Origin of the sequence: Sphingomonas guangdongensis (assembly GCF_900199185.1) — a bacterium.
Lineage (GTDB): Bacteria > Pseudomonadota > Alphaproteobacteria > Sphingomonadales > Sphingomonadaceae > Sphingomonas > Sphingomonas guangdongensis.
Genome location: NZ_OBMI01000001.1, coordinates 1,371,322 through 1,387,662, shown reverse-complemented (window position 1 = coordinate 1,387,662; position 16,341 = coordinate 1,371,322). Strand labels below are relative to the sequence as shown.

General features: G+C 63.1%; 16 protein-coding genes. 9 read left to right on the top strand and 7 right to left on the bottom strand.

What is annotated here, in order from left to right:
* Window positions 1-83 precede the first annotated feature (83 nt).
* Window positions 84-623 (top strand): CAP domain-containing protein, encoded by a 540-nt coding sequence (locus CRO12_RS06795; protein ID WP_097063162.1) that lies wholly within the window; start codon window positions 84-86, stop codon window positions 621-623.
* A gap of 396 nt (window positions 624-1,019) precedes the next feature.
* Here CRO12_RS06795 and CRO12_RS06790 read toward each other — a convergent pair whose 3' ends face one another.
* The 3 genes from CRO12_RS06790 to xrtV are packed head-to-tail and all read right to left on the bottom strand — an operon-like array spanning window position 1,020 to window position 3,540.
* Window positions 1,020-1,895: a hypothetical protein gene (locus CRO12_RS06790; protein ID WP_097063161.1), complete on the bottom strand. Its 876-nt coding sequence runs from the start codon at window positions 1,893-1,895 to the stop codon at window positions 1,020-1,022.
* A gap of 47 nt (window positions 1,896-1,942) precedes the next feature.
* Window positions 1,943-2,647: an exosortase-associated protein EpsI, V-type gene (gene epsI, locus CRO12_RS06785; protein WP_097063160.1), complete on the bottom strand. Its 705-nt coding sequence runs from the start codon at window positions 2,645-2,647 to the stop codon at window positions 1,943-1,945.
* Window positions 2,644-3,540 (bottom strand): exosortase V, encoded by an 897-nt coding sequence (gene xrtV / locus CRO12_RS06780; RefSeq protein WP_097063159.1) that lies wholly within the window; start codon window positions 3,538-3,540, stop codon window positions 2,644-2,646. Before xrtV ends, epsI begins: the two co-directional genes overlap by 4 nt.
* Before the next feature lie 154 nt (window positions 3,541-3,694).
* On the opposite strand from xrtV, the gene CRO12_RS06775 reads away from it, so the two are divergent.
* From CRO12_RS06775 to CRO12_RS06765, 3 genes are read left to right on the top strand one after another with little or no spacing between them, the layout of a single operon-like run.
* Window positions 3,695-4,078: a Lar family restriction alleviation protein gene (locus tag CRO12_RS06775; RefSeq protein WP_097063158.1), complete on the top strand. Its 384-nt coding sequence runs from the start codon at window positions 3,695-3,697 to the stop codon at window positions 4,076-4,078.
* Between the two features lie 45 nt (window positions 4,079-4,123).
* Window positions 4,124-4,897, top strand: coding sequence for a metallophosphoesterase family protein (locus CRO12_RS06770; protein ID WP_097063157.1), 774 nt, complete (start codon window positions 4,124-4,126; stop codon window positions 4,895-4,897).
* Window positions 4,894-5,925 carry a glycosyltransferase family 2 protein gene (locus CRO12_RS06765; protein WP_097063156.1) on the top strand — a complete coding sequence of 344 codons (1,032 nt, stop codon included), beginning with the start codon at window positions 4,894-4,896 and terminating at the stop codon, window positions 5,923-5,925. The genes CRO12_RS06770 and CRO12_RS06765 overlap by 4 nt, the downstream gene beginning before the upstream one ends.
* Here the strand turns inward: CRO12_RS06765 and CRO12_RS06760 are convergent.
* Window positions 5,922-7,298, bottom strand: coding sequence for an O-antigen ligase family protein (locus CRO12_RS06760; RefSeq protein WP_144033537.1), 1,377 nt, complete (start codon window positions 7,296-7,298; stop codon window positions 5,922-5,924). The two genes, CRO12_RS06765 and CRO12_RS06760, sit on opposite strands and share 4 nt — an antisense overlap.
* 207 nt (window positions 7,299-7,505) lie before the next feature.
* On the opposite strand from CRO12_RS06760, the gene CRO12_RS06755 reads away from it, so the two are divergent.
* Window positions 7,506-8,093, top strand: coding sequence for a polysaccharide biosynthesis/export family protein (locus CRO12_RS06755; RefSeq protein WP_097063154.1), 588 nt, complete (start codon window positions 7,506-7,508; stop codon window positions 8,091-8,093).
* Between the two features lie 300 nt (window positions 8,094-8,393).
* Here CRO12_RS06755 and CRO12_RS06750 read toward each other — a convergent pair whose 3' ends face one another.
* Entirely contained in the window at window positions 8,394-9,809 is a 1,416-nt protein-coding gene (locus CRO12_RS06750) for a hypothetical protein (protein ID WP_144033536.1), read from the bottom strand.
* Between the two features lie 726 nt (window positions 9,810-10,535).
* Here CRO12_RS06750 and CRO12_RS06745 point away from each other — a divergent pair.
* Window positions 10,536-11,276, top strand: coding sequence for a PEPxxWA-CTERM sorting domain-containing protein (locus CRO12_RS06745; protein WP_097063152.1), 741 nt, complete (start codon window positions 10,536-10,538; stop codon window positions 11,274-11,276).
* A gap of 754 nt (window positions 11,277-12,030) precedes the next feature.
* On the opposite strand, the gene CRO12_RS06740 is transcribed toward CRO12_RS06745, so the two are convergent.
* The gene (locus CRO12_RS06740; RefSeq protein WP_097063403.1) at window positions 12,031-12,666 is read right to left on the bottom strand and encodes a sugar transferase; all 636 of its coding nucleotides are present in this window, start codon (window positions 12,664-12,666) and stop codon (window positions 12,031-12,033) included.
* Window positions 12,667-13,174: 508 nt separating this feature from the next.
* Here CRO12_RS06740 and CRO12_RS06735 point away from each other — a divergent pair.
* A complete protein-coding gene (locus tag CRO12_RS06735; protein ID WP_097063151.1) occupies window positions 13,175-13,789 on the top strand; it encodes a PEPxxWA-CTERM sorting domain-containing protein in 615 nt (204 codons plus the stop codon).
* A 17-nt stretch (window positions 13,790-13,806) separates the two neighbouring features.
* Window positions 13,807-14,469 (top strand): L,D-transpeptidase family protein, encoded by a 663-nt coding sequence (locus CRO12_RS06730; protein WP_245858233.1) that lies wholly within the window; start codon window positions 13,807-13,809, stop codon window positions 14,467-14,469.
* Between the two features lie 224 nt (window positions 14,470-14,693).
* Here the strand turns inward: CRO12_RS06730 and CRO12_RS06725 are convergent.
* Window positions 14,694-15,820 (bottom strand): IS3 family transposase gene (locus tag CRO12_RS06725; protein WP_245858232.1). Its coding sequence is split into 2 segments (ribosomal slippage): window positions 14,694-15,571 and window positions 15,571-15,820, totalling 1,128 coding nucleotides; the frame shifts between segments, so codons are not numbered across the junction.
* Here CRO12_RS06725 and CRO12_RS06720 point away from each other — a divergent pair.
* Window positions 15,723-16,319, top strand: a complete 597-nt coding sequence (locus CRO12_RS06720) for a sugar transferase (protein WP_097063401.1) — start codon at window positions 15,723-15,725, stop codon at window positions 16,317-16,319. The two genes, CRO12_RS06725 and CRO12_RS06720, sit on opposite strands and share 98 nt — an antisense overlap.
* Window positions 16,320-16,341 lie beyond the last annotated feature (22 nt).

The window sequence follows — 16,341 nt, the reverse complement described above, 5'->3', positions numbered from 1 at the left end:
TAGGGTCGCCTTAACCAGGACGCGCAATCCGGTGGTGAGAGCGCCGCTGGCATATTTCGGCATCAACTGCCGGACCTTGCCGCATGTCGCTTTCTCGTCTGATATCGTCGCGCTGCCTGAAAGGGCGCTTAGCTGCTGCCCTGGTCGCGCCCGCCCTACTCGGCGCGACTGACCTGACAGTCAATCTGGATGCACGCCTGCTTGCCGCGCACAACCGCGAACGAACGGCATCCGGGCTGCCGCCGCTCGACTGGAACCCTGCACTGGCGGCGTCAGCCACACGCTGGGCCGACCGGCTGGCCGCCACTGGCGCCTTTCACCACTACAGCCCTGATCCGCGTGATCGCGACCCGCAGGGCGAGAACCTCTGGGCGGGAACCCGTGGCGCTTTTGCTCCCGAGGCGATGGTGGCGGCCTGGGCGGCCGAGAAGCGGCACTATCGGCCCGCCGCGATCCCTTTTGCCAGCAAGACAGGCAATTTCGACGATGTCGGTCATTATACGCAGCTGATGTGGCGGCGCTCGACCGCAGTAGGCTGCGCGCTGGCGCGTGGGCGAGTGGAAGATGTGCTGGTGTGCCGATACAGTGAAGGCGGCAACGTGGTCGGTGAGCTCGCCTTCTAGTACGGCATCAACGTCCGCCGTAGCGCATAATCAGACCGGCGCGCTTCCGCCGAGCTGATCGCGCCGGCATCGAGCTGACGCGGGTACGCGGCGCCACCGAATGACTGCGCAACAGACGCTCGGATTTCTGGTGTGCTGCTAAACGGCCGGAACGGGATCGCCAGATATGACTTATTAGCAAGCACTTAAGACTTGCAAGCCGGTATGGCGAAGAGACGCCGTCCAGTTGCGATACAACAGGCGCTGGCAACGTCTATAAGCGCCTCACTCCGACAAGGTAGCGGTAGCCTCGTTGAGCCTACCCGACCCGCTTGAATTGGAAGGGGCGCGATGCGCCGCTCTGATGCTCGCCGGCGATCACGCGGCTCGCAGCCGTGCCGCTGCGAGTCGCTTCGGTTACGATTCTAAGGTCGTCGCAGGAGGGTCGCCCCTGGCAGGCGCCGCGGCGTTGCCCGAACTCGGTGCGAATTCGGGCAGGTAGTTGAGATCGGCGTTCTCGCGCAGCCGCTTCAACTCGTCCGCGATCGTCTTGTTCTGCACTTGCTGCGCGATCGCCTGCTCCGCCACCTTGTTCCACTGGTTCGACGGCAATGGCATCGGGCGCACGCTGCGCGGGGCCATGATGGTGAACGCGCTGCCGTCGTTGAGCGCCACCGGCTCTCCGCTTCCCGCCTGAGACAGCAGCTGGCGGACGAACGGCTTGGGCAGGGTTGCGGTGTCGACCGGACGATTAACGCGCCGGAACTGCTTCTTGTTGCTCGTCAGCCACGCTGCGATCGCGTCGTTGCTCTTGAGAGGCGCCAGCTGTTGCGCGGTGATGCTGTTCGCTGGAGTGACGATCGCATCGACCAGCACCGCCTTGCGTTCGCCGAACATCTGCGGGTTGTCTGCGATAAAGGCACGCACCGCTGCGGCCTCAGGTTTGGTCTGGCGGCCCATCCACGACTGCGCCAGCATGCGGACGAGCAGCAGATCGTTCGCGCGTTGCTGTTCGGCGAGAAACTGTGGATTTTTGTCAAGGTTCGATCGCTTGGCTTCCTGGACCAGCAACTTGCGATCGACGAGGCCCTGGACCAGCGCCGGCTGCGCAGCCTTGAGTTGCTCCTCGTTCAGATTGCCTCCGCCGATCGCGTTAACTTCGGAGACGAGCTCGCGGCGGGTGACTTCCTCGCCGTTCACCGTCGCGACCACCTGACCCACTGGCTTCCTGTCGCATCCCGTCAGCACCGCGCTGCCCAGCGTCGCAGCCAATGCCGCGCCAACGAAGCGCACCCCCGTTCTCATTGAACCGTCCTCTCTGATTTTGCTTCTGCCGACATTCATTGCGATGTCGGGCCGAAGAACAGCCTGCGACCCAAAGGATTGATGCTGCTGATCAACTCTCGGTTGAACGACTGCAATTGCGGCAACGCTTCCCGGCGGCTCGGCGAAATCGTCGACACGCGCACGAGTATACCGTCCGGTAGGGTGCGCGCCACATTTGCGCGGAATACGGCGAGTCGCTCACCAGTGAGGGTAGAGGGGTACTGCGCGCCGATCCGAACCCAGTAGAGCACCTGCTCGACAGTTCCGGCACGCTCAGCTGCTAGGAAGGTGGCGGTTTGAAGCGTGTCCCCAAGCTGGACAGGAACTCGGTCGAGGTCGGTCAGCGTGTAGCCTGACGAAGGGTAGCAAATCTCCGGCAGATGGGCCTGAAGCGTATAATCCTGTGCACTGCCATAGGCGATCAGGAGCATCAGCGGCAGCAGCCCGTCGGCCGCGTACACGCGGGTCAGCACCTGGTCGTAGATCTGTTCGGTAATCTCGTCCTGCGGCGGCAGAACAAGCCCGCTCGCGGTCAGGAAGCTGTACGGACCGATCCGCTTGGGCACGGCCGCATTCAGCAAGCCAGGTTCAAGCGGCGCGACGACCCGCTTCGGCTTCAGCACCACCGTCGCGGCGGCAGCGGCGAGCAGCGTCCCGCCGAGCACAAATTGCCGTCGGTCGAGCGCAGCGTCGGGCAGCGGGCGCGCAGCGTCCGTCATGCGGTCAACGCCGTGCGACCGAGTCGTCGGCGCAGCGGATCGAGCGCGGCGTCGATCGCGATCAGCAGCAGGAGCGCCAGCATGAACATGCTGAGCCCGGCCGCGTCGTGGAGGATGCCCTGTGCCACCTGATTGCCAAGATACTTGGTAATGAGCAGCAGCAGGATGACGCGCAACAGGTTGGCCGCGATCGCGATCGGGATCACCAACGCCGCGAGTACCACCGCGTAGCGCCACTCGCTGCGGTGGCGCAGGTAGATGTAGAACAGCCCGATCGCGAGCAGGCTGAACAGCGAGTTCATCCCGGCGCACGCGGCGGCTACCAAGAGTTCATATTGATCGATGAACAGGGTCGTGCCGCTGCTCGCTACATTGTAGCCGAACAACGTCAGGATCTCGACCGCGGCGGAGGAAATCCACAGCTTCAGCGCGCGGGTCAGCGCCAACATTACGCTGTAGGGCGGCGGGATCAGAAACAGCAGGTAGAAGAGCGGAAACCAAAGGCGTTTGAGCACCTGCCCGCCGGCGTAGGCATAACCGACCGCGACCAGCGCGCTGTAGGTAGCGGCCCATTGCAGCCACACCACGCCCAGCATGCTGGCGATCGCGTATGGCAGAAGGGAGGCGACGAGCCACGCGGCGACCAGACCGCGGCGACCAGGCTGCGGAATGCCGGATCGTAGCACCGGGATTGCCTCGATCGTGAGCAACCACAGGCCAGTCATCAGGATGATCGGTCCCTGCGCGCCCTGTTCCGTCGACCAGACGACGCGAGCGAGCGCCGCGAGCGGCGGGCCGGCGAAGGCGGCCGCAGCAAGCGCCAGGAACCATCCGTTTCTGATCAAGCCGAGCCAGCGCTGATCGAGCGCCATCGCACCCGCACGAGTTGCCATCGTATCCGGTCCTATATTCCACACAAGCGGCGCTAATCCGTCCGCGTACGCGTCGCCATGCGCCGGCGAGACATAGTCGAATAAGATTAAGGCCGCATCAACTTCCGACCGTTATCCCCTCACAACGTCCCGAGAGGCGGGCGGGAGGCGCGCGATGAACATGATGGCAACGACGGCGGAGGTCGCGGGACGTCCCGTGACGCCGTGCCCGTGGTGCGGGTCGGCCGCCAATCTCGAGCTCCGCGGTGACGGCATGGGGCGGATCGCGCTACATTGTGCGAACTGCGGCGCCTGCGGTCCAAGTGCGGCGCTCGCTAACGGCTTCGATGAGGCGGATGCCCGCGCCGTCGCGCTGTGGTGCGGACGACGGGTCGGGCGACCGGTTTCGCGCGAACTGCTGAACCGCGTCGGCACCGCGGTGCGGCTGCACTGCCTGGTCGGTCGACCTGACTCAGAGGCGATGATTGGAGTGGCGTGGGGCGATCTAGATAGCCTGCTGCGGTCGGTCGAACCGGCCGAGTCGCCCGTCCGCGATTGACGGTCCCGAGTTGACGCTTCGCGGCGTCCATGCATTGGTTCGGACATGATCCGGCGCCTCCTGAACCGCGGCGTGCCGCGTGTGCCGTCCGGCCACCGCATCTATGCCATTGGCGACATCCACGGCCGCTTCGACCTGTTGGCCGATCTGATCACGAAGATCGCCGACGAACAGAGCGCCTTGCTCCCGATGCGCACGCACATCGTCTTCCTCGGCGACCTGATCGATCGCGGACCGGACTCGCAGCAGGTGATCCAACTCGTCCGTTGGAACGAGCGCAACAAGGCGCGGATCATCGCCCTGAAGGGCAATCACGAGGAGATCATGGTGGACGCCTGGCGCGGCAATGCCGAGGCGTTGACGGGATGGCTCGCCTACGGCGGCATAGACACGCTGGTCAGCTTCGGCGCGGAGCGAGACGCCATCGATCCCGACCGAACCGAAGATATGCTCGCGCTTGTACGCCGGACGGTGCCCAAGGATCTCATCGACTGGGTCGATAGGCTGCCGCTGATATGGCAGTGCGGCGACTACGCGTTCGTTCATGCAGGGATCCGGCCTGGCCTGCCGCTTGACCGGCAGGAAGCGGCCGACCTGCTGTGGATTCGCAACGAGTTCCTTGACTTTGCCGACCGCCACGAACGCGTCATTGTTCACGGCCACACGGTCACCAAGAATGTCGAGATTCGCGTCAACCGGATCGGCATCGATACGGGTGCCTACGCGAGCGGGCGACTGTCGGCGCTGTGCCTGTGCGGCAGCGAGCAACGCGTGATCTGCACCGGACGGCCTGTTCTACCCGGTGAGGTGCGCGCGTGACCGGGGCGAGCGCGGCGCTGGCCGAGCCCATCGTTTCGGTAATCATCGCCAACTACAATGCAGCACCGTTCATAGAGGCCTGCCTGCGATCGGTCCTGGCGAGCGATCTGGCCGACATCGAAGTCGTGCTCGTCGACGACCTCTCCTCCGATGAGGGGCTAGCGCTTGCCCGCGCCATTGCCGCGACCGACCCCCGACTTCGCGTGATTGCCCGTGACACGAACGGCGGCCCGGCCGCAGTGCGCAACCAGGCGCTGGCTCAGGCGCGCGGACACTGGGTGGCAATCGTCGATAGCGACGATCTGGTCCATCCGCGCCGGTTCACCACCCTGGTTGCGGCGGGCGAGGCGTCGGGGGCCGCCATTGTCGCGGACGATCAGCTGGTCTTCGACGATGGGGTTGCGTCACCGCCGCGGCGATTCCTGAAGCCTGCCGACCGCACTGAACCCATTCGGCTTGATCTCGACAGTTATCTGAACCGCGCCGTCCTTTATGGGCCTGAACCTGATCCCGGCTTCCTGAAACCACTGATCCGCCGCGACCGGCTGATGAGCGCGCGGGTGCTGTATGACGAGACGCTGCGGATCGCCGAGGACACCGATTTCGCTATACGCCTGCTGCTCGCGGGACTCGACTATCTCGTGGTGCCCGAGCCGCTCTATTTCTATCGCAAGCACGGACGATCGATCTCGCACCGCTTGAGCCTTGCGGCGGTGGAGGCGATGCGCGCGGCCGATCGAGCCTTGTCCGCCCGCGTAATGTCGGCGTACCCGGCGCTTGCGAAACGCTGCCGCGCCCGCGCCCGCGCGCTGGACCGGGTGGCCGCGTTGGAGCGTCTGATCGCCGCGCTTAAACAACGCCGCCCGATCGCAGCGGCGGCAGAACTCGTTCGAAATCCGGCGGTAATCCCGCTGCTCCGCATGCCGATCATGGGGCTAGCCGGAAAGCTGCGAGGGAGCGCGCCTCCCGCAACGCTGTCACCCGCGGACCAGTTCAAGCACCTGCTGGCTGACGCTGACGCTGCCTAGTTGCGAAAGGCTGGCCGCGCGGGCCGACGCGACCGTGCCTCGACGGTCGGACGCTTCTGGCCGACTTCACGCCCGCGCATCGCCACGGACAAGAACATCAACAGGATGATGCTGTCGACCGACAGCGGGCCCACGCCCGTCGACTCTACCGGCATACGAACGAGGAAGTACGTTGTGTAGCCGAGCCCGACCGCCAGCAGCGGATCCCCGCTCACCAGACTCCGCCAGGCAAGACGGATGTAGGGGATACCGTTCGACGCGAAAAACAGGGCGAGACCAATCGCACCCGTGCCAATCAACGCTTCACGAAACGTATTGTGGAAGTTGAACCCGCTCATCGGAGCCACGCCCATCATCCGCCACAGCGTCCAGGCGTCGGGGTTCATCCAGTGCCAAAAGGCGCCCGAGCCGTAGCCGAGCCAGAAGCGCGTCTCGATCATGCGATCGGCATAGGCCCACAGGACTGTTCGCCCGGTCAGCGTTGTTTCCTTGTTGAAGGTTCGCAACACCTTCGCGAACACCTCGTCCTGCAAAGTCTGACCGAAGATCAGGAACAGTGCAAGCATACCTAGAACGGCGGCGAGCAGCACGACGCGGAACTGCCACGACAAACGGGGGAAGGAAACGGCCGAAACCATCACGACAAAAGCGATGGCGGCCGCCAAGATCGACCCGGTAGCGTGCGACTTGTACAGGGCAAATCCGGCGAGGAGCATGGTCGCGCCGGTGAACGCCAACCCCGGTCCTCGCCAACGTCCGGTAGCCAGCAACAGAAAGACTGGCGTCATCATCAGCGCGTTGGCGGCAAGGTGACCGAAGTAATTCTTGCCGCCCGTAACCCCCGCCAGCGCATCTCCGCCGCTTCCCGTATCCGCGAAGCCGACCATCCCACCCGAGCCGATCGAGTAGATGATATAAGCCGTGAGGGCGAGGGCTAGTCCGACACTCGCCCCCCGGCGGTCCAGCATGCCGCCAATCGCGATCCCAGCTGCGACCGTCGGCATAAAGAGCCTGAAACTGTGCAGCGTCTGCTCGGGGTTGATTGACCAGACGGCTGAGAACAAACCCCAGAATGGGAAGAGCCACAACAGCCAGTTCCGGAAGTTGCTGTGCAGAAAGCCGTGCGGGAAGAGGAGGGCAAGCACGACTGTCACGCCCAGGAACCCGACTGCACCGCTGCGACCGATCAGGTAAGCGGTTGGGCCCGCCGCCGACGACGCCAGCAGGCACAACCCCATAGCCAGCGCGAAGCCGAACGACAGCCAGACGCCCGGCAGGCGCGGCGCGAGATAGAGGAAATGCCGTTCGACCTTGAGCGCAACAGCCGGAAGGCGATCCATCTCGAAGGCAGCAACCGGATAAGCCCTGTTCACGTCACCGTCCTGACTTCGAAGAGCGTGAACGCGCTACCATATCGCAGCGGGTGCGAACAGTCATGCTGCACCCGCGCTGGAGCCCTGCAGTATATGCGGATCGCGTCTTGGCTGTGCCCTTACCGGACAATAGCGTCCCTTGCCTCGCTGAAGGGTGGCGCTTACTGCTGAGGCGGCGACGTGCGTGTTCAGGCAAGGGGAATTTCGATGGTGCAGCGCTTGGCGCAACTCTGGCTCGGGCTGCTCCTGGTGATGCTGGCAAGCGCTTGCGCAAACGATCCTCCGCCAGCTCCTCCCGCGCCGGTCGCCGGCGCAAGCGAGACCGTCCGGTCGAGCTATGTGCTGGCGCCGGGCGATCGCTTGCGGATCACCGTATTCAGCGAGGATCGGCTGAGCGGCGAATTCGGCGTTACCACGACTGGGCAGATCTCGTTTCCGCTGATCGGCAACCTGGATGTTGCGGGAAAGACGCTGGCCGATGTGCAATCAATGATTCGCACTCGGTTGGCCGACGGCTACGTCAACGACCCACGCGTCACGGCCGAGTTCGTGACCTTTCGGCCGTTCTTCGTCCTCGGCGAAGTCGCGCGGCCGGGCCAATTTCCCTACGCCGACGGCCTGACGCTGCGACAGGCGATCGCTTCGGCCGGAGGCTTCACCTATCGCGCCAAGCGCGACCGCGTCTTCATCCAGCTGCCCGGCGACACCAAGGAATACACGGTCGACCTGGAAGCGGAGTCGAACCGGCTGGTTAAACCCGGTGAGATCATTCGCGTCGGTGAGCGGTTCTTCTGACGACCGGACATCGGCTGCGGGTCAGCGGAACCACGATCGGCAGATCGCACCGGATGTCAGGTTCCTGATCGGGTGGCGCAGTTTGGGCGGCGACGTCCGACGACCTGCCAGGTGACCTAAGCACTTCTCTCGGCCGGCGCCAATGCGCCTCGGGACGGAGATGTGCCTTGGTGATCCGTTGGCCGAGTCGCACGACAGGCCGCTCGGTCTCGACGAACGACGTCGCGCGCCCTTCTGCACCAAGGGCGGCCTGCAACAGGAGGACCGGTCGGCAGCCTGTCGCCGACCAGCCACTAAAGCTTAGTTCGCCGGGTAGATGACGGGAAGGCTGGCTTGATCGCGTCCCGCGGTGCGCCGCCGACGGAGCACGTCGGCGCCGATGGCGAGCGCAAAAAAGGGAACGAGCCACGTCAATCGTGCCTGGTAGCGCTGGGCGTTTCCTGAGATGGCGCCGCAAATTATCGCGTTGAGGGCAATGCCGGCGAGTAGGACCGTGATCGCCCTGCCCCACTGCTCTCGAGCGACCGGCGACGCCAGCAGCACAGCCAGTGCAAGCCAGGACGTGAACAATACCGTACCGATCACTCGGTCGAGCGTCACGAGATCGAGCCGCGAGGCACAGCTCGCCGTGCCGGCGGCGCAGTCCTGCGTTCCCGGCACGATGCTTTTGAAGATCCTGAACTCCGGATCCTGAAATCGATCGCTCGGGTCACCCAACATCTCGTCGGTACCATATTGTAGAAACAGGTTGGCGACGTTGCGAACTGTGTTTGCGGCCACTTGCCCCGGGTAACGGGACAGCACCGCCAGCACGAATCGTGGCTGCTCGCGGATCATGCGGACGCGCAGATGGTAATCTGCGGCCTGAAAGGTCGCGACGGTAGGATCCGAGTCCCACAAGATCACGTTGACGTCCCGGAGCGGACGGTCGCGGTACGCGCACCAGCCCCATTCATCCCCGCGCTGGCAAGTTTGACGCAACAGCGCTCGGCCGGGCCCGTCGGCAATCAGCCGGGCGGACAGAAAAGGGGGAGCGTAGACCGGCTCGCCGCGGATGATCTGCACCGCCACGGGAAAGGCGATCGCGCCGGCTACGCCGACGATGGCCGCCGAGAAAACGGCCAACGCGGGGACAAACAGCTTACGATAGCGCCGCACGAGGCCGGCAATGACCGCTGTTCCGCCGCCCAGCGCGGCGAGCAGGAGCATATGCGAGGTGTGGAACAGCGCGCCTGCCGCCATCACGCTCAATGATATCGCCATCTCCGCGCGCGTGATCGCCACGCGCCGCCCGACGAGCGCGCCCGCTGCCACGATCGCCAGTCCGGCAAACAGGTCCGGCATCAGGAACATGACAGTCACCGGCAGGCTGGTGGCAAGCGCCAGCACCGCAACGATCGGAAGGTACGCGTGGGCGACACCGAATGCGCGTGCGGCCACCCACACCGTCGCGGCCGCCGTTAATGCCTGGAGTGCGACAACGAGCCATGCGGTGCCGAGTTCGACCGCAAGGTAGAATAGCCCGCTCCAGTATGGCGAGCGGGACGCGGCAACGGTGTATGCGAGCCGAGTCTCCGCCCGTGTCTCCGCTGCCGTCATCGATCGGCCGCGAAGCGACACGATCGTTTCGTCCATTTCGGCCGACGGGCGATGGGGGAGCAAGCCCCCGACCGCCCCCTGCCCCAATGCGTAATAGGCTTTGGTATCGGAGAACACCTGAGGTCGCCCTGATACGAAGCAGAGCAGCATAAGAAGGACCGAGCCAACGATTATGTTGCGGATCGCTGACCAGTTCATTCCGTCGTCATCCACTTAGCGCAACGCCGCATCACCAGGCTTCGGCGAACCATCATGACTGGTCACGATCCGAGGTGCATGCACGAGGCGCCATGACACGTTCATGCTGCTTCGCACAACGCGGTGGTCGTGGCAAACGGGTGAACAGCGGCGACCGTCTGTTCATCGTCTCGTCGAAGATGCGGGGAACACCGGTGCGCTGATTGCCGCAGCGCTAACCCCCCTGAATGATGCGCGATGATCGGGAACCGAACTTGCCTCCAAGCGTCTCACGCTCCGGCGGCATCGGACTCTTTGATCGTCGGTGACGCGTGAGTTTATCCTCGATAACTCTAGTGATATTTAGAAAATGTCTTGCAAGGCGCTGTAATGCTCGAATCTACGGCTGGTAAGTTCGAGTCGCCGCAGGTGCTTCGCCGCAGGTGCTTCGCCGCAGAAACTCTTTCCTCATCGGGCGGACGTCTCTCGTGCGACTCAAATGTCTAGAAGCGCAACTTGTACCATTTCGAACCATTACGGGTCCGGCAGCGGCGTGATCACGCGAGATTCCTAATTTTCGGTTTACAACGAAGCGTCGTTGTGTTTTTAGTGCACCTGCGAAGGAGCCGTGGTGGCTCACATCAACTAGGCAAAGGGGTAGAGACGATGCGCAAGCTATTGACTACCGCACTTCTGTCGGCGGCCGCGACGTTCGCGGTTCCGGCTGTGGCGGCTCCGACCATCATCTACAACCCGGGCAGCGCAGCGCTGCCGGGCTACGTCCAGTCTCCGACTGTGTTCCAGACCTTTTCGGGTGGCACAGACGGTGCACAGTACACGCCGACAGGCGCGCTGCTTGGGCCGTTCGGGGCGGTTGAGACCGTCACACCTCCGGCTGGTTCGGGATGTAACACTGGCAACGCGTTTGACGCGAGTTTGTGCACCTTCTCCGGCACCACGCCGAGCGTTACGGTCGATCCGGCTAATGCCGATGGCCTTTACCTGAACGTGACCGGGACGGGTGCGAGCTACACCGTGGTTTTCACTACTCCGGTGCAGTTCTTCTCCTTCGTGTTCGGCTCGCTCGACACGTACAACAAGCTGGTGCTCACCGACGCACTCGGTGGCGTCTTCGAGTACGCCGGTGCCGCGATCGTCGGTCAGGCCGTGTCGTTCCCGAACGGGCTGAACTCCAATGAGGGCGGTCGCGTCAGCTACGACTTCGGCGGCGCTGCCGGTCTTAGGAGTGCGACGTTTACGTCGAGCCAGTCGGCGTTCGAGATCGACTCGCTCGCAGCTGCGGTGCCTGAGCCGGCAAGCTGGGCGATGATGATCTTCGGGTTCGGTGCGGTTGGCGGTGCGCTGCGCAGCAACCGTCGTCGCAAGAGCGTCCTCGCGGCCGCCTGAAGTATCATAGCTAGTGAATTGGCGCCGCCGGGCTTCGCTCGGCGGCGCTCTCTTTTTGTCTAAACAACAAGCAAGACCAGCCTCGCGCAACGAAGTTGTTGGTCAAGTCGCGTTGAAAGCGGCTGCTCGAGGAAACGCAGACGTAGGATAGCCGCCGATGGCCTCTACGTGGCAACCGTGACCAGAGAATCTTTCCTGTGACGTCTGTCTCGCCAGCTACTACAGGGATTGAGAATTCCGAGCGGCACCCGACTATGTCCTTACCCTACGCTTTCTTCGATTTTCTAGTCCTCTGTCAAAGGTAAGTCCGTCCGGATCGACTCTAAGCTTTAGCCTGACTGTTTCTGAAGCTAAACATGCCGACCGCCTCCTGCGTCTGACGAGACGCTGCACTAGGGTGAGATGCGCCAATCAGCATCGCACAGAATACGTATCAGCGATCCGTCGTTGTCATTTCTCGGTTCACGGGTTGCAGTTACGGCAGTCGTCGATCCCGACGACAGCCCAAACGCCTGGTTGTCCAACTGCTGCGGTATTTGCCAACTGTTGTAGTTGGAGTGCGCCGCTGCTGACAAGCGATCATTTCACGTCAGTCGCGTGGCGAACTACGCCACGTTGTACCCAAAGTCCTGCAAACATAAGAGAGAAAGCTATCGCCCAGCGAGGTTACTCTTACGCAGTCGTTCCAGCATGCGGCGCTAAACTCGATCTGTGCGAAGATGGACCGCACGTCGATGTGGAGTCGACTGCTCGATCAGTAAGCGCCCTTCTGCAAGGCTACACTTGGTAAGGTTAGCGCCAAAATTTTGAAGTCCAAAAGTACCGATCGACGCCTGCTGTACACGACATCGAACGCCACCCGGCGACGGTAGCTCACGTCATTCCGGCCGCTGATCTGCCACAAGCCGGTAATTCCCGGCCGAACAGAACAATAGGCTTGGAAGTACCGCCCGTAGCGTTCGCATTCGGCAAGCACAATCGGGCGAGGACCAACCAGGCTCATTCGTCCCTGCAGAACGTTGATCAGCTGCGGCAGCTCATCAAGGCTAGTCTTTCGAAGAAGATAACCAACGCGCGTGATCCGCGGGTCGAATCGCAGCTTGTGGTCTCGAGCCCATTCGGCGCGTGCTGTTGCGTTACGGCTGAGCAGGTCGGTGAGTCGTTCCTCGGCATCGACCTGCATGGTGCGAAACTTCCAGCATTGGAATGGCACTCCGTCGCGCCCGATCCGCCGTTGTCTGAACACGATGGGGCCGCGGCTGGTAAGAGCTACTGTCACTGCGATCAGCGCGAGAAACGGAAGCAGCGCCAACACGATTACCGACGCTGCGATCAGATCGAATGCCCGTTGACCGAGATCGGAGGAGGTCGGCCGCTCAGGGTGCTTCATGTCCCGTCTAGCCAGCGTTCCAACCCCGATAATCGACCACTGCTGCGCACCCGACTCAATCAGTGTATGGGACATACCCCTCCGTCCTCGTCATCTACACTGCAGTGCAACATATAGAGCAGACCGCACCCGATGCACAGGTCCAAATCTCCCGTCGCAGCCGCGAAGGGACGTCCCGATCTGGGAGCAGGCACGCTTTACCTCTGACCCCTTAACATTTCCGACCCGGACGAGCTTTGAGGCGTTAGTTTCTTTCAGAAAGAGCTACTGAGTATCCTCACGTTCACAGCCATTAAGCGTCGACAACGCCGCTACCGTCTCGGATCGGAACGGGTCGCCGGCGGCCATTGCGCCAGTGCAACAATAGTACGCCTTGGTCGTTCAGTTCTGGTGAGCAACGGAAACCGTTGGTTTTCATTGCAGTAGTTTGCGCGTATGCACGGAAGCAGATTTGCACCTGGTGAGGCATACGGGAAGGATCTCGTGGACCGCGGATCGATGATGAAGGATGATACAGGACGTGCGGAGGGGGTTTTTCAGCAAGCGTAAAACCGTGCGCCACAGGGTGGCAGCTTGTGCGGTTACCTGTGCCCTTTCTTTGGGAGTTTTGGTCGGGCCTGGGCGGGAAATCGTCGGTCAGGTGCTGCGTGGCGAATCACTGAGCAAAATTCTCGCCGGCCGGTCGCCCGGCTTTCGCAGCGAGGCTGGCTTGATCAAGGTCAAAGGCAAGGATTTGGCTTTGCGGCGCACACCGCGTCAGCAGCGCGTGCTGCCGCTGCTCCGCACGAGAGACCCCATTTTTCCAGTCGAGGATGTGGATCTTTCCGGAAGCTCCTTCCTGCCAGTGACGGCTCCGATCGACCTGCCGGGTGGCACATTCACGGACTCGCCGGTCAATCCGGTCTACCCGGGCGGGCCGATCTTCCCGGGACCGTCCGGCTTTCCGATCTTGCCCCCGGGCATCCCCATGCCGCCGCCAAATACAGAACCGGCGATCCCGCAGCCAACGCCACCTATTCCGGAACCGGCCACGTGGGCGATGATGGTCATCGGGTTCGGCTCAATCGGTGCTGCACTTCGCCGAGCGCGAGCGCGCAAGACTGACGCTCATCGGTCGGTCTGATGCGACGGGCGTTGTCCGTGATTGCGGTCGCGTCGTCGATCGCCGTGGGCGTGGGAGCCGCGATCGGAGTCGGCGCCGCCGCGTTCAAGCTTGATCAGTCATTAGAAGCGTCGCGGCCCGATGGTCGAGCGGCTCTCTACCTACCGTCGGATACGGGACGTACATTTTTCGCCGGCGCTGCCCGGCCCGTCGCGGTGCTGCCAAGCGGTGAGCGCCGGCTGATCGACAGCGTGCTGAACGTCAGGGGCACGATGCACTATGGCGAGTTTGTCTGGAACGATGACAAGGTGCCGGCCGGACGTAGGTGGGTGCGAATCGACTTGGACGCCCAAATTATGTCGGTCTTCCGCGGCAATCACGAGGTCGGCACCGCCGTGGTGCTGTATGGTGCCGATCACAAGCCGACCCCACTAGGGTCTTTCCCGATCCTTGCAAAGTTTCGCGATCACGTCTCCAGCATTTATGATGCACCGATGCCCTACACGCTTCGGCTGACCGGAGACGGTGTGGCAATCCATGGCAGCAATGTACGCGCCGGCGCTGCCACGCACGGATGCATCGGCATCCCAACAGCCTTTGCTGCTCGCGTGTTCAAGGAGATGCGGTTGGGTGACCTAGTCGTGATCGTACGGGGAAGTCAGATTGGCGCCTTGAGGCCGCAAGAAAGCTGGACGGATTAAGCAGTCTTTCACGCAAGCTCCGTCGCTTTGTCATTGGCGTCGAATAAAATTGAGCATAGCTTAAGCCTCAAAGTATCTCATTTTATGCGTCTTTAGTGTGGAGCAGCAGTTGCGATCCACTGAGACTCCTACCAGCTTTCGCACCCGGTTCAGTTCGGACAAGCTGAGACAACTTTGCGGCATCAATCTCGTAGGTTCTGACGTGCTCCCCAAAGCTCTACCGGTCATAACTGGAGTCCGGGGTTGGTATGGTGCCGCTCGGGGCGGTGTTGCACAACCCGCTTGGCAGCATCGGCGGGCGTCAGCCCGCCAACACCACTATGTGGCCGCACATGGTTGTAGTCGTCGCGCCAGAGCCGCAGCACCGAGCGGGCATGGCCGAGCGACACGAACAGGGTCTCGTTGAGGCATTCGTCACGCAGACGACCGTTGAAGCTCTCGACGTAGCCGTTCTGCTGCGGCTTGCCCGGCGCGATGTAGTGCCATTCGACAGGGCGCTCCTGCGCCCAACTCAGGATCGCCAGACTGGTCAGCTCGGTGCCGTTGTCGCTGACGATCATCAGCGGCAGGCCGCACACAGCGATGACGGCGTCCAGCTCGCGAGCGACACGTGCGCCTGACAGCGAGGTGTCGGCTACCAACGCCAGGCACTCGCGCGTGAAGTCGTCGACCACCGCCAGGATGCGGATGCGACGGCCGCTGATCAGCGTGTCGCTGACGAAGTCGAGGCTCCAGCGCTGGTTCGGACCTTGCGGCAAGGCCATAGGCGCTCGCGTGCCCATGGCTCGCTTGCGGCCACGCCGGCGTCTGACCCGCAGGTTTTCCTCGCGGTACAGCCGCAGCAGCTTCTTGTGGTTCATGACCAGCCCCTCGCGGGCCAGCATGATCCCCAGCCGCCGGTAGCCAAAGCGCCGACGTTCCGCCGCGATCTCGCGCAGCCGCGACCGCAGGTCGCCATCATCACCACGCCGGGGCGCGTAGCGCACCGACGTCCGATCCACGCTGAAGATGGTACAGGCCCGACGCTCGCTGATGCCGAACAGCTGCCGAGCATGCTCGACAGCCTTCCGCTGAGCGGCAGGCCTCACCAGTTTTTTGCCGCGACTTCCTTCAGCACGGCATTGTCGAGCATGGCGTCCGCCAGCAGCCGTTTGAGCCGGCCGTTCTCCTCCTCGAGCACCTTTAGCTTGCGCGCCTGCGACACGTCCATGCCGCCGTATTTCGCCTTCCATGCATACAGCGTCGCGCTGCTGATGCCGTGCTTGCGGCATACGTCAGCGGTCTTGATCCCGCCCTCCTGCTCGCGCAGCACCGCGATGATCTGCTCCTCGCTGAACCTGGTCTTCTTCACGTCCATCTCCTCACGAAGGCGGACTCTAGCTCAAACTGGCAGCGTTCCAGGGGAGCACGTCAAGGTGCTTAAGTTCCGCAGCATGCGCGCGGAGAGCAGCGACGCGACCGGCACGCGCTCCGCGTCGCGCGATGACGATCGCATCACCCGGGTCGGCCGCATCATCCGCAAGACCAGCATCGACGAGCTGCCGCAGCTGTTTAACGTCCTGCTCGGCGACATGAGCCTGGTCGGCCCGCGCCCGCATGCGCTCGGCTCGCTCGCGGGCGACCAGCTGTTCTGGCAGGTCGACGAAACCTATTGGCTACGCCACCAGCTGAAGCCCGGCATCACCGGCCTGGCACAGGTCCGGGGCCACCGCGGCGCGACGCTCGAGCGCGTCGATCTGGTCGCTCGGCTCCAGTCGGACATGGAATATATTCACCGCTGGGACATCTGGCGCGACATCGTCATCCTGGCCAACACGCTGAAGGTCGTGCTCCACCGCAACGCCTTCTGAGCAGCGGGTCCTTTCCGCTACC